Source organism: Martelella sp. AD-3 (genome assembly GCF_001578105.1).
Classification (GTDB): domain Bacteria; phylum Pseudomonadota; class Alphaproteobacteria; order Rhizobiales; family Rhizobiaceae; genus Martelella.
On the sequence record NZ_CP014277.1, the window covers coordinates 55315 to 67975 of the forward strand.

16 protein-coding genes are annotated in these 12661 nt (G+C 58.8%); 9 read left to right on the plus strand and 7 right to left on the minus strand.

Going from position 1 to position 12661, the window contains the following annotated elements; all coding sequences use genetic code 11:
- Positions 1-44: 44 nt before the first annotated feature.
- Genes AZF01_RS22760 through AZF01_RS22775 form a run of 4 tightly spaced genes read right to left on the minus strand, consistent with a single transcriptional unit; the run spans position 45 to position 3006 of the window.
- Complete coding sequence (locus tag AZF01_RS22760) at positions 45-908, minus strand: cytochrome c oxidase assembly protein (protein ID WP_161633002.1); 864 nt, start codon at positions 906-908, stop codon at positions 45-47.
- Positions 905-1267 carry an STAS/SEC14 domain-containing protein gene (locus AZF01_RS22765; protein WP_024706472.1) on the minus strand — a complete coding sequence of 121 codons (363 nt, stop codon included), beginning with the start codon at positions 1265-1267 and terminating at the stop codon, positions 905-907. Before AZF01_RS22765 ends, AZF01_RS22760 begins: the two co-directional genes overlap by 4 nt.
- Positions 1239-2204, minus strand: a complete 966-nt coding sequence (locus AZF01_RS22770; RefSeq protein WP_024706471.1) for a cation diffusion facilitator family transporter — start codon at positions 2202-2204, stop codon at positions 1239-1241. Before AZF01_RS22770 ends, AZF01_RS22765 begins: the two co-directional genes overlap by 29 nt.
- A complete protein-coding gene (locus AZF01_RS22775; RefSeq protein WP_024706470.1) occupies positions 2194-3006 on the minus strand; it encodes a ZIP family metal transporter in 813 nt (270 codons plus the stop codon). Before AZF01_RS22775 ends, AZF01_RS22770 begins: the two co-directional genes overlap by 11 nt.
- A 442-nt stretch (positions 3007-3448) precedes the next feature.
- Between AZF01_RS22775 and AZF01_RS22780 the strand changes: the two genes are divergently transcribed.
- The 4 genes from AZF01_RS22780 (at position 3449) to AZF01_RS22795 (ending at position 6255) form a co-directional block, all read left to right on the plus strand.
- Positions 3449-3793: a hypothetical protein gene (locus AZF01_RS22780; RefSeq protein WP_024706469.1), complete on the plus strand. Its 345-nt coding sequence runs from the start codon at positions 3449-3451 to the stop codon at positions 3791-3793.
- 56 nt (positions 3794-3849) lie between these two features.
- Entirely contained in the window at positions 3850-4410 is a 561-nt protein-coding gene (locus tag AZF01_RS22785) for a L,D-transpeptidase (RefSeq protein WP_036235789.1), read from the plus strand.
- Between the two features lie 96 nt (positions 4411-4506).
- Positions 4507-5187 (plus strand): L,D-transpeptidase, encoded by a 681-nt coding sequence (locus AZF01_RS22790; RefSeq protein ID WP_024706467.1) that lies wholly within the window; start codon positions 4507-4509, stop codon positions 5185-5187.
- Between the two features lie 21 nt (positions 5188-5208).
- Entirely contained in the window at positions 5209-6255 is a 1047-nt protein-coding gene (locus AZF01_RS22795) for a murein L,D-transpeptidase family protein (protein ID WP_244435496.1), read from the plus strand.
- Here the strand turns inward: AZF01_RS22795 and AZF01_RS22800 are convergent.
- Both AZF01_RS22800 and AZF01_RS23725 read right to left on the minus strand, forming a co-directional pair.
- Entirely contained in the window at positions 6252-6965 is a 714-nt protein-coding gene (locus AZF01_RS22800) for a heparan-alpha-glucosaminide N-acetyltransferase (protein ID WP_024706465.1), read from the minus strand. The two genes, AZF01_RS22795 and AZF01_RS22800, sit on opposite strands and share 4 nt — an antisense overlap.
- Positions 6966-7220: 255 nt before the next feature.
- A complete protein-coding gene (locus AZF01_RS23725) occupies positions 7221-7661 on the minus strand; it encodes a helix-turn-helix domain-containing protein (RefSeq protein ID WP_081725662.1) in 441 nt (146 codons plus the stop codon).
- Positions 7662-7809: 148 nt separating this feature from the next.
- Here AZF01_RS23725 and AZF01_RS22810 point away from each other — a divergent pair, with 148 nt between their 5' ends.
- From AZF01_RS22810 to AZF01_RS22830, 5 genes are read left to right on the plus strand one after another with little or no spacing between them, the layout of a single operon-like run.
- On the plus strand, positions 7810-9999 hold the full coding sequence (locus tag AZF01_RS22810; protein WP_024706463.1) for a heavy metal translocating P-type ATPase: 2190 nt from the start codon (positions 7810-7812) through the stop codon (positions 9997-9999).
- A gap of 4 nt (positions 10000-10003) precedes the next feature.
- The gene (locus tag AZF01_RS22815) at positions 10004-10627 is read left to right on the plus strand and encodes an isoprenylcysteine carboxylmethyltransferase family protein (RefSeq protein ID WP_024706462.1); all 624 of its coding nucleotides are present in this window, start codon (positions 10004-10006) and stop codon (positions 10625-10627) included.
- Positions 10624-11109 (plus strand): signal peptidase II, encoded by a 486-nt coding sequence (lspA, locus tag AZF01_RS22820; protein WP_024706461.1) that lies wholly within the window; start codon positions 10624-10626, stop codon positions 11107-11109. Before AZF01_RS22815 ends, lspA begins: the two co-directional genes overlap by 4 nt.
- A gap of 25 nt (positions 11110-11134) precedes the next feature.
- Entirely contained in the window at positions 11135-11533 is a 399-nt protein-coding gene (locus AZF01_RS22825; protein WP_024706460.1) for a disulfide bond formation protein B, read from the plus strand.
- The gene (locus tag AZF01_RS22830) at positions 11530-12183 is read left to right on the plus strand and encodes a thioredoxin domain-containing protein (RefSeq protein WP_024706459.1); all 654 of its coding nucleotides are present in this window, start codon (positions 11530-11532) and stop codon (positions 12181-12183) included. Before AZF01_RS22825 ends, AZF01_RS22830 begins: the two co-directional genes overlap by 4 nt.
- A gap of 7 nt (positions 12184-12190) precedes the next feature.
- On the opposite strand, the gene mntR is transcribed toward AZF01_RS22830, so the two are convergent.
- Entirely contained in the window at positions 12191-12649 is a 459-nt protein-coding gene (mntR, locus tag AZF01_RS22835) for a manganese-binding transcriptional regulator MntR (protein ID WP_024706458.1), read from the minus strand.
- Between the last annotated feature and the right edge of the window lie 12 nt (positions 12650-12661).

The window sequence follows — 12661 nt, forward strand, 5'->3', positions numbered from 1 at the left end:
TGATCTTCCAAAAGAGTGACGCCCCAGGGGAGGCCGCGATCCAGCTAGCTTTCGTAAAAGGCACGTGAGGAGAAGGCAAGCAGCGCACCCAGGACAAGCGAGAACTTGAAGTTCACAAACAGAGCCAGGATCGCCGATCCGAACTCGTCGCTTCGCATGCGCAGAATGGCCGTCCAGAACAGAAGTCCTGCGGCGAGCATCGAGCCGTGCATCAGCCAGTGCACGAAATCATTTTCGAGCGACAGCGCGATCGCCGCCGGAATGTGCCACAAGGTGAATACGAGCAGTTGCAGAATGGTTGCGACATCAATGCGGATGAGGAATTTCCAGCACCTGCGCCACGGCTGCCAGCGGACCGCCAGCGCCAGCCCGCGTTGCCATTCTCTCGGCAGGGACCGGATCATCGTCGGCATCGGAAGACCCAGCACGAGGAGCGGGGCGGCCACACCCATCAGCACGATGTGCTGCGCCATGTGGGCGGAAAAGAGGCTCTCGCCGATGGCGTCGAGCGGCCAGACGAGGCCTGCCCAGAGTGCGGTCAGCCCGAGCGCAAACAGCCCAGCCTGCCAAACGGCTGTACCTCTGCCGATGCCGGCGCGGCTCCAGGCGAGGTGCAGGCCGCGCCCGTAAAGCAGCAGCGCCACCGCGATCGGCGCCACGACAGTGAGTTGCAGCGACCATGCGGTCCAGAAGTCGTGTGGCGATATCGGCGCGCCCTCGGTATGGGCGCGAGCGCTGGAGGCGACCATGGCCGCAACGCAGAAGCCGACAGTGAGCCACGCTCCCGGCACATGCCCGCGCGAGGAGAGCCGAAAGGCTGCGACTGCCCCGGACAGGAGAGGGGTTGGAAGCCGGCCTGCGCGGCCACGGAAGCCGTGGGCACGGCAGGAGGGTGGCGGTCGCGTCACACCCCGCCCGCCCATTCCGCGGCCACGTCCAGTGCGCTTGCGTCGAACCAGCGCATCTCGGCACGGGTCAAGGCCTTCGCGAGGGTGGTTCCCCAGTGCTGCCACGCCGCCTCGCCGACAACGGCGATGCGGGAGAAATCGTTTCGATGGGCGGTGTCCATCTTGAAGTCTTCTCGCATTGCAGCGAGGCCCGTGTACCCTTGGAAATTCGTCAGATCGACGACGAGGCCGGGCTTCTCTACAGATGTGAGCCGTTCGTGCAGCAACGCGTGCATCCGCTCAAGATCGCTTTCGCTGAGCTCGCCTTCGCAGGCGATTGCGATGACGTCGTCACGATTTGTCCGCGTCTCGGTGAACATGGTCTTCCTCCTGTTCCTCGGGATTGCCGTGACCATAGAGGTCAGCATTTTCGTGCGCTCGGTTCTCATGCTCGAATTCAAGGGTGGAATGCGCGATGCCGAACCGATCGTTCAGCCTGTCCCTGATCTCGTTCTTGATGGCCTCGAGCCGCGACCAATCGTCGGCAGTCACGACGACATGGCAGTCGAGTGCCGCCTCATGCTCCTGCATCTGCCAGAGATGCACATGGTGGACATCTCCGACGCCCTCGACGCCGCGCAGGGTTCTGACGACATCGCCGCCGTCGATCTCCGGCGGGCTGCCGAGCATCAGCGTCCGGATCGGAGTGCCGATCTCTGTTATGGCAAGATAGAGGATATAAAGTGCGATGCCGATGGTGATCGCTGGGTCGACCCAGCGCATGTCATAGAGGATGATGAGGGCGCCGCCGATGATGACCGCGACGGAAGCCAGCGCATCCGAGAGATTGTGCAGGAAAAGCGCGCGAATGTTCACGCTGCCTTTCTGCATCGAATAGGTGAGCATCGCTGTCAGCGTGTCGACCGCGAGTGCGACAGCGCCCAGTATGACGACAGTCCAGCCCTGGACCTGGGGTGGGTCGATCATCCGCATTCCTCCCTCATAGATCAGGTAGAAGCCGACAAGAACAAGCGTGGTGTAGTTGATCAGCGCCGCGACGATCTCGATGCGGCCATAGCCAAACGTCATGCGCTCGTCCGGGGGCCGTCGAGAAATCTTGCGTGCGGCAAAGGCAATGAGCAGCGACGCCATGTCGGAGAAGTTGTGCAGTGCGTCTGCGATCAGGGCAAGACTGCCGGACAGAATTCCGCCGACAATCTGTGCGGCGGTCAGGACGCCGTTGGCCCAGATCGCGATGGAGACCCGCCGGTCGCCCGATTGCGGGTCGATATGGCCATGGCTATGGTCATGAGGCATTTGCATATGTCCTGCTTTGCTCGATCCCTGAACTGCTCTGGCCGGTCGATCCGCCACCGCGGGCCATGACTGTCTCCAGACCGGCGGAAACCAGGGTAAAGAGAACGAAGCCGCCGACGAAGGCCAGTGCCGAGAGGCGGTTGTCGGTCGCGGCCTCGTGTGCTTCCTCGAGCATGTCCTCGACTGCTGCGACCGACAGGAGCCCGGCGACGAAGCTCAGCGCGGCGTATTTCGCTGCATCCGGCGCGCTTCGCAGCAGCAACCATGCAAGTACAGCCGTTCCGAGGCAATAGAGAGGGAATGACAACGAGACCGCGATCCGCCGCTTGCGCGACACGCCGTTTTCTTTGAGGTTTGCCACGACCGAGTATCCCTCCGGAAAGTCGGCCAGTACCTGCCCCGCTGCCAACACAACGGCGAGCGAGGCACCAACCGCAGTGCCGGAGCCTATCATCAAGCCATCACCGGAGAGGTCGACAGCTACGGCAACATAAATCATCCACATACCGGTGCTGCCGCCGCTCTTCTCCGACGGCTTCATCTTCCCGATCAGCGTCCCGGCGCTGATATAGGCCGCTCCCCCTGCTGCAAACGCCAGGGCAATCCACCAGCCGGCGAGATTTTCAAGTGCCTCGGGCATCAGCTCGATGGCCACCACGCCGATGACGATGCCCGACGCCGCATGCAGCGCCAAGTTAAGAAGTCGTGGCGATGTCCGGACGAATTCGGCAACCATTGCGCCGGCGAAATTTCCGAGCCCAGGCAGAAGCGCGAGGCCAATGACCAGCCACAGGTTATTCACCACCGCTCCTTCACAATGCTGCCGTTCGCATTTGCTCCGTCCCACACACCCGCTTCGCGCGCATCACACACTGAAGCGTCCTTGGGAGGCAAACTTAGCGGGACATGATTTGTTCCACCGTGTTGGTAAAAGGAACATGCCCGACTGCCGGCGCAGGTGCTGCAGTGACCACATATCGAATCCCGGAACCCTTGAGTTTCGCCGAGCCACCGGAGTGCAAGACGGGTTCCGCGGTCACTGTACCGTCCGCTGAGATAACCCTGCTCCCGGCACCGGACAGTTTTGAATCAAACATCGACGTAGGATCGACATCAACCAAAAAAAGATGATGCCGCATAGCAACGTCCGTAACACGGGGAGAGTGTAGAATGCCCGTATTCATCACAAAAAATTAATCAGCGGTCATATAGACAAACCGCGCCAATGAAGTGACAAAGGCCTGATGACTCGCGTGTTGACCTTTGTTGCAGCATTGTTGTTGGCGCTTCCAGCGCTGGCGCACCCGGCCAATGCTGTGGATGTGTTGCCTATCTGCCAAATCGCCGGTGACACGGTCGGGTGCAATTCAACCGACAGTGAAGGTGCGCTTGGTTCAGGCGAGATCCCACTGGGTGAGAAAAGCGGAAACAAAGTTTCCGCGCACTGTCAGATGCACTTTGCGATATTTGCGGTCTCAAATGTTTCGCCAATCATGCATGAGGCGCAGGAGTATGACGCCAGCTTCAAAGCCTTGCTTCTCTTCGACATAGGATACGTGGTCCCGCGACCGCCAGACGCTCACGCTTGAATGTCCAAATGCGCATTCTGCGCTAATCGGAAAATTCAACGACGTGAGTGTGAAACATGATTTCGAGAAGAGGACTGCTGTTTGGCATTGGCGCTGGCCTTGCCACCTCCTGTGGGCTTCCCGCCTACGCCCATGACGACAAGTTCAAACTGGACGAGAAATTCGAGCCACAAAGTACCAGCTTTAGCGGTTACGAGCCCGGTACGATAATTATCGACCCGAAAAACCACTTCCTATATTTGCAACTCGAGACAGACATGGCGCGCCGTTACGGGGTGGGCGTTGGGCGGTCCGGCCTGGCTTTCCGCGGACAAGCGGAGGTGGGACGAAAAGCCAAGTGGCCATCGTGGACTCCTACAGCAAACATGATCAGACGCAATCCGAAGAAGTACGGACGTTTCGCCAAGGGTGTGCCCGGTGGCCCGAAGAACCCGCTGGGCTCGCGAGCCCTTTACTTATATCGGGATGGGCGCGATACGCTTTACCGGATCCACGGCACGACAGAGCCATCGTCGATCGGGCGTTCAGTTTCGAATGGCTGCATCCGCATGATCAACGAACATGTCGAAGATCTCTTTGAGCGGGTGCCGGTCGGCGCCCGGGTTGTGGTGCTGTAGCATCAAAACCGTTCTTCACATTCAAGAACTTGCGAGCCGCAGATCAGGCCCGGATTTGCGGCTCGTTTTCCCCGATGTTTTTTGAACGAGTCCACGATGAAAGAAACTATGAACCGCCGTCAATTCATTTGTGCAGCAGCGGGCTCTTCAGTGCTGGCTTTGTCCGGATGCACAACCGCAACCAAGACCGGACAGCTGGATGAGAAGCCTTCGCCGGATCCAAGGTTGAGCAATGTCCGGGTAATGTATGGACCGATGCCAGACGAACGGTTCCCCCTCCCCGCTATCAACATAGACAAGGTGCCATCAAAATTCTGGAGGCGTCAGGTGAATTTCACCAGCCCGTATCCGGTTGGCACAGTGATCGTCAACACAAAGACATATTTCCTTCATCTGATCCAGGAAAATGGAAAAGCCATGCGTTATGGCGTTGGCCTTGGCCGGCAGGGTTTCGAGTGGTCGGGTGAAGGCGTGATCCAATGGAAGCAGGCATGGCCGAAATGGACCCCGCCCGAAGAAATGATCGCGCGACAACCTGAGTTGGCAAAATGGAGCGCGAGCAATGGCGGCATGCCGCCCGGGCTAAACAATCCTCTCGGCGCGCGAGCCCTCTACATCTTCCAGAATGGCGTGGACACGCTCTATCGCATCCATGGATCGCCGGAATACTGGACAATAGGTAAATCGGTGTCGAGCGGGTGTGTGCGCATGATCAATCAGGATGTTGTCGATCTCTATGGCCGAGTCACCAACGGAGCCCGGCTGATAGTGATCTGACGCCAAAGGCAAGAAACGGATATGAAGCTGCAGATGATCGGTTCCATGCAACACATCAAAAAAGGGTTTCGACCCAGTTTGATCAGCGTCCTTTTGGCGGGCGTGATCGCGTCCGGATGTGTGACGAAGACGTTGGAGCTTGATGACCGAGGCAACATTCCGATCCCCCAAAAGACAATGGCGCAAATGCGGGAGATGGGCATGGAGCCCGCTGATCCGGTGCTGGTTCGCATCTTCAAACAGGAGAGCGAACTGGAGGTTTGGAAGCGAGATTCATCAGGCAAGTATGCACTGATGAAAACTTATCCGATGTGCCGGTGGTCGGGCGTTTTGGGTCCGAAAAAAGTCGAGGGCGACCGCCAGGCGCCTGAAGGTTTCTACACAGTCGGTTCCGGCGGGCTGAACCCGAGGTCCCAATACTACCTTTCCTTCGATCTCGGCTACCCGAATCGGCTGGAGCGCGCAAAGGGCTATACCGGATCGGCCCTAATGGTTCATGGAGCATGTTCTTCCTCGGGTTGTTTTGCTATTTCCGACGAGCATGTCGCGGAAGTCTACGCCCTTGTCCGGGATGCCTTGCGTGGCGGGCAACAGGCTGTCCAGGTCCAGTCTTATCCGTTTCGGATGACGCCAGAAAACCTTGCCGCGCACCGCGAAAATCCCAATTTTGACTTCTGGATGGACCTAAAGACAGGTTATGATCGCTTTGAAGTGTTGCGCCAGCCTCCCCGCTTTCAATTCTGCGAGGGACGCTACAGGTTTGGCGAACCCGTCAACGGCAATATGCCCGCCGATCCGCTTGGACAATGTCCGGCCTTTGAACCGGAGATCCAGCAAGTGGTCGAGAGGTCGGTGGGGGATCTTGAGAAAATGAAAGACCTGCTCAGCGATGGCCAGAATGTCGGCCTTGCTTATTCGGATGGGGGAATGAATCCGATCTTCCGAAAAATACTGGCCAAGAAGGGCCCGCAATATTTGTCGGAAATCACTTCATCGACTTCTGTACCCGTTAGTCGGCCGACAGCAGCGCTTGCCGATCCCTTCGGCGCCGGATCGAAGGCCCGCTAAAATAGGCGCGACAGAGGAACGATGATCGCCAGCATCACGGGTTGGTGAAGCAGATAGATTGGCAGGCTGTGGCGGCCCAGCCAGCCGAGCCGTGCGAAGAAAGCGTTTTCCGCACCAGCACTGGCCATCTGGCTCTTATTGATGTCCACGACCTTGGCGAAGCTCATGCCAAGAAGTGTAATGCCTGCCCAGGGAAACACCGGAACGAAATCATTGCTGAGAGGTGGGTTGGCTGAAAGGCCGATCCAGGCTAGCCAGCGGGGATCGAAAGCAGACAGCGATAGGTACCAGGGAAGCACCATTATCGCCAGGCCGGCAAACAGGCTGGCCAAAGCCGGGAGCCTGAGAAACATCACCCCGAGGAGACTTGCGACCGCGATCGAATGCAGGATTCCAAAGTAAACAAATGCGTTGGGGAATGTGAACCATGTCACAACGCTTATCGCCAAGGCCGCGACAACAATGATGGCCAACCGGCGGAAAAACGTCCGAGCTCTCAACTCTGTGCCATGCGCCAGAACCAGACTCACTCCTGCAAGGAACATGAAGCTCCCGGCCAGCAAACGCCCGAATGCGAGCCACAGCGGATGGAAAGCCACGCCCGATACAAATCCCGTGAATTCCAGATCCCAGACGAAATGGAAAAGAACCACGCCGGCAATTGCCGTCCCTCGTGCTGCGTCAACGGCTAGCAATCTGTTTTTTCTCATGCTTTTCAACCTCACCTTGTTCGCCGACCGTCAAGCGACGGATATTTCTGAACTCTCTCGCTTCCGCAGTGCATACATGCCAGCCCCAAGAACATTGTTTTCAGCGCCTTTCAGAACGGAGTGTCCAGCCGTTGTCCTGCGGCTGCCAGCGGCCACAGGACCCTCTCCCCCCAGCGCCATCGAAGCCCAGCAGGCAATAAGCCACCCATTTCAACCAGCGGTGCCGCCGCATGGATGATAAACAATCCAAACGGATTAATGATCCTTTTCGTCCTGCAAGTGACGGTGATCGGTCGCACAAAGCGAATGATCGCTCAACACCTCAATAACTCGGCAATCTGCAATCTTGCCACCTGCGCACTGCACAACCATGCGATTGAGTTCAACTTTCAGCGAGGCGAGACGTGCGAGGCGTTTCTCTATTTCCGCCAATTGAGCTTTGGCTATCGCATCGGCTGCTGCGCACGGCTGATCAGGATGGTCAGAGAGGCTGAGCAGATCGCGGATTGCGTCAAGCGTAAAACCAAGTTCACGCGCATGTCGGACGAAGGTTAGACGGTCAAGCGCCTTACGGCTGTAGAGCCTCTGGTTGCCAGCGCTGCGCTCAGCCGCCGGCAACAAGCCGATTTGCTCATAGTAGCGGATCGTTGGCACCTTGACCCCCGCCGCCTGCCCAAGTTTTCCAATGGTCAGCATAATTTTTCTCTTGAAGCTACAGTAGCTAGAGACATTAAAAGGGGTGGCTGACGATATCAAGCCCGAGAAACCCCTGTTGAGCGAAGGAAAAAATGTGTCGGAAACGGAAGCAAAAAAGGGAATCAGTTGCGACTGGACTGTATCTGGCATGGACTGCGGGTCTTGTGCGACGAAGGTCAAGGACGCCGTGGCAAGGCTGCCAGGAGTCACCGGCGTCGAGGTCGGCATTATGTCCGAACGCCTGCGCCTGACGCTGGACGAAGGTGAAACCGGCCGCGACAAGGTTGAAAGAACTGTTCGTGCGCTCGGTTACGGTATCGAACCGCGCGTCGCGACGGCGGTGCAGGACGAAGCTGTCGATCAGAGTGCAAGCTGTACCGGCCACTCCCAGGCCGGCGGCAAGGCAAAAGATCATTCCGGTCATGGCAGTCCCGGACACGTACATGACGATCCCGCAGATCGAGGCAAGCGGTGGTACCAGACGGCCAAGGGCAGACTGGTGATTTTTACCGCCTTGCTTCTCATGATAGCCTGGGGAGTGGAACTGATTGTGCCAGAGGTGGGAAACTGGGCCTTTGTCGCCGCGTGTCTGATCGGAGTTACCCCCATTGCCCGCCGCGCGTTTGTCGCTTTGCGCGTGGGGCAGCCTTTCACCATCGAAAGCCTCATGACGGTTGCCGCTATCGGCGCACTGTTCATCAATGCGGCGGAAGAGGCGGCACTGGTTGTTTTCCTCTTTGCAGTGGGCGAAGTCCTGGAAGGCGTGGCGGCAGGCAAGGCGCGCGACGGGATACGGGCGCTTGCCAATCTCGTCCCGAAAACGGCGCTTCTGGAAATGGACGGCGTCACACGCGAAGTGCCGGCAGCAAGTCTTGCTATAGGACAGATCGTGCTCGTCCGTCCCGGCGATCGTATTCCGGCAGACGGCGAGATCACAGAAGGCACCTCCGGGGTGGACGACAGTCCGGTAACTGGTGAAAGTGTGCCGGTGAACAAAGGTCCGGGCGATCCTGTATTTGCAGGATCGATCAATACCGAAGCCGCCCTGCGGATTACCGTAACCAAAGCCGCCGAAGACAACACCATCTCACGCATCATTCGCCTCGTGGAAGAGGCCGAGGAGGCTCGCGCGCCGACCGAGCGGTTTATCGACCGCTTCAGCCGCTGGTACATGCCTGCAATCGTCACTGTCGCGGCGCTGGTCGTGCTCGTGCCGCCACTGGCTTTTGGCCAGCCTTGGGATACCTGGGTTTACCGCGGGCTGGCGCTCTTGTTGATAGGTTGCCCCTGTGCCCTCGTGATCTCGGTTCCCGCCTCCATCGCTTCGGCACTTTCCACCGGTGCGCGGCGGGGCCTTCTCTTGAAAGGCGGCGCCGTGATTGAAGCGACTGCCAAGGTGAGCCGCGTGGCCTTCGACAAGACCGGGACGTTGACCCATGGGCGACCGGTGGTGACAGACGTCGTGACTTTGGGAAAAACAACCGAGGCCGAGCTTCTCTCTGTCGCGGCGGGCGTAGAAGGCGGCTCTAGCCATCCCTTGGCTGTCGCCATTTTGCGCAAGGCCGAGGAAGAAGGCATAGTGATCCCACCGGCACGCGATGCAAAGGCGCTGATGGGCAAGGGTGTGACCGCCACTGTGGGAGGCGCTTCCGCTTGGGTGGCTTCGCCCGGATATGCCAGGGAGAACGCCGGCATTGACGAGTCTGACCTCGCCCAGACCACAACGTTTGAGGAAGAGGGCAAGACCGCTGTGGTGGTCTTCCGCGAGAAGACCCCGCTCGGCATTATCGCTGTGCGTGACGAACCGCGCTCCGATGCGCCCGAAGCGGTTCGCCAGCTGAGAGCCATCGGTATTACACCCATCATCCTGACCGGAGACAATCCGCGTACGGCAGCGGCAATAGCGCAAAACCTGGGCATGGAATATCAGGCCGACATGATGCCCGAAGACAAGCTTAAAGCCATTCGCGACATGAGCGAACATGGCGGCGTGATGATGATCGGTGACGGCATTAATGACGCCCCAGCCCTCAAGCAGGCAAGCGTTGGCGTAGCCATGGGATCGGGGACCGATGTCGCGCTCGAAACGGCCGATGCGGCCATCCTGCGTGACCGGGTGACCGACATTCCGGCGACCATCCGGCTTACCCGTGCGGCAATGGCCAACATTCGCCAGAACGTTACCATTGCGCTCGGTCTGAAAGCGGTCTTCCTCGTGACATCCGTTTTGGGGCTGACCGGTCTCTGGATCGCGATTATGGCCGATACCGGAGCGACGGTGCTCGTCACGCTGAACGCGTTGCGGCTGCTGCGGTTCAATCCAGAGCAGGAGGCCTGATATCATGATTTCCAGCTTTGGTTGGTCCGTGCTGGTCCTTCTTTTTGGCTACCTTTCCCTCTTCTTCTGGGGCAGCGCGATCGCAGCACGGGCAGCGGGAAAGCCGGTATGGCTGTTTGGCCGTGCCAGGGGACGTGACCGATGGGCCGCAATGGGGTTCCGTGCGGCCTTTGTTCTGGCTTCTGTTGCGCCGCTACTTTGGTTGGTGATGCCTGTCTTGCGCGAGATGGATCCGTTCTGGAGCCGAGGCTCTACAGCAGCGCTTGGTCTGATCGGCGTGTTCGTAGCAGGGGTCGGCGCGATGCTTGCCTTCGCGGCGCAAATGTCGATGGGGAGCTCGTGGCGCGTTGGTGTAACCGAGGGAGCGACCGGCAACCTCGTCTCGGACGGACTCTATCGGTTCAGCCGCAATCCCACCTTTGTCGGTCAATTCATGCTTCTGGCCGGTATCAGTCTAGCGGTTCCAGCAATCCCGACGATTCTTGCCCCGCTGATCTTTTTCTGGTCAGCCTCGATACAGGTTCGTTCCGAGGAGGCTATACTTAGCCAAGCGTTGGGGCGGGATTATGAGCAGTATGCCGCAACTGTGCCGCGTTGGGTTAGCATGCGTCGCGGTATAAGGCCATGAACGCTCGGTGGGTGTGGGCATTGATCGGAGCCACAACAACCACTGATCAACTGACCAAGGCGGCGGCCTTGTCGCTGCTCTTGCAGGGTAATTCAGTGGCAGTTTTGCCCGGATTGGATCTGACGCTCGGCTTTAATGTAGGGGTGAGCTTTGGTCTGTTCTCTGACCTCATGGCTGGTAAACCGCTGGTCATGGCCGCGCTGACCGGCACCTTGACCGTGGTCCTCGCCATCATGGCATTTCGGGCGCGTCACCCGGTCGAACAGATCGGATTTTCTCTGATAGTGGGTGGCGCGCTTGGCAATGTGGTTGATCGGTTGCGACAGGGCGCGGTCACTGATTTCATAGATCTCTCTTTTCAGGGCTGGCGCTGGCCAACTTTTAACACAGCCGATATTGCGATTACGTTTGGCGCTCTGTTTATCGTGTTCGCCACATTCGCTTCACACCGATCTAAGGACACCGTCGTTGACCAATCCTGACCCTCAATCATTGTCCGGCGAGGATATGCCCTTGCTGGCGGCGTTCGTTATCGCTCTGGCCGCAACACTTGGCGCTCTCTTCATTGGGGAAGTGCTCGGACAGATGCCCTGTACTCTTTGCTGGTACCAACGCATTGCCATGTTTCCCCTGGTGCCCATCGTCGGCCTTTCGATCTGGCGCGCCGACGGCATGGCCCGACCCTACGGCCTGCCGTTGGCAGCGGCCGGCCTGATGTTGGCGGGTTGGCATTCCGGCCTTTACTCCGGCTGGATCCAAGAGGCTGTCACGCCTTGTGCAAAAACCGGGCCGTCCTGCACCGATCAGGCACAGACCATCCTTGGCCTGCCCATTCCCTATCTATCCCTGATCGCCTTTGGAGCGATCCTCAGTTGCCTTGTTCTATCGAAAGGAAGACGCGCATGAACAGACGCACTCTCTTGATTGGAGCTTCGGCTCTCGGGCTAGCCGCTTTCGGTAGCGGCGCCTTCTTCCTGACCCGGCGCCAACAATTGACCGAGGCCGAGGCAGTAACCCCGGCAGTTGATGAGGCGCAGTTGATTCGAGATTATTCGCCAAGCTTCGGCCCCGATGAGGCTCCGGTCACCCTTGTTGAATTTTTTGATCCCTCCTGCGAGGCCTGCAGGGCCTTTCATCCGGCAGTTCAGGCAATACGCGAGGAGTTCCCGGAGCAGGTGCGCGTCGTCATGCGCTACACTGTGTTTCATGAAGGATCGGACGAGGCGGTGCGTATCCTGGAGACCGCACGAATGCAGGACAAGTTTGAACCTGTGCTCAATGCCATCCTGAAGCAGCAACCAGCATGGGCTGTGCACGGTGCACCGCGTATGGACTTGGCCTGGCAGATCGCGGCGGCTGCCGGTCTTGATCTGGAACGGGCCAAGAGCGACAGGTTGTTTCCCGGAATTACAGCAATTCTGAACCAGGATAAGGCAGATGTCGAAGCGGTGGGTATCCGTCAGACTCCCACCTTTTTTCTAAACGGGCGCGAACTATCGGAACCCAGTTTGGACGGCCTCATCGCTGAAGTCCGCAGCGCGGTCGAGAGTACGTGAGGTTCCGCTAGGGCCGATTGGCATAGGATTCGAACAGGGCGAGTGTCTGCTCGCTGACATGATGTTCAATCCCCTCGGCATCACGCTCCGCCGTTTCGGGGTCAAGTCCGAGACGGATCAGGAACCGCAGTACGATTTCGTGGCGACGGCGGCATTCCTGTGCCAGCGTCCGACCTGCTTCCGTCAGGAACACTGAACGGTACTTCTCGCGGGTGATCAGTCCTTCGCGCGCCAAGCGGTTCAGCGTTTTGGTCACGGTCGGCGCGCGAACGCCAAACCGCTCGGCGATATCGACCGGACGTGCCTCGCCATACTGGTGGATCAGGTCGGCGATCAGTTCGACATAATCTTCGGCCAACTCGTTACGCCGCGCCTCGCGTACGGTCGCGAACCCGTTGGCTTGTGCTTCGGGGGCGCGGCTGTCCGGCGCGAGATCGTCGCTAGACTGTGAAGTTTGGTCAATCATCAGAGGACAATG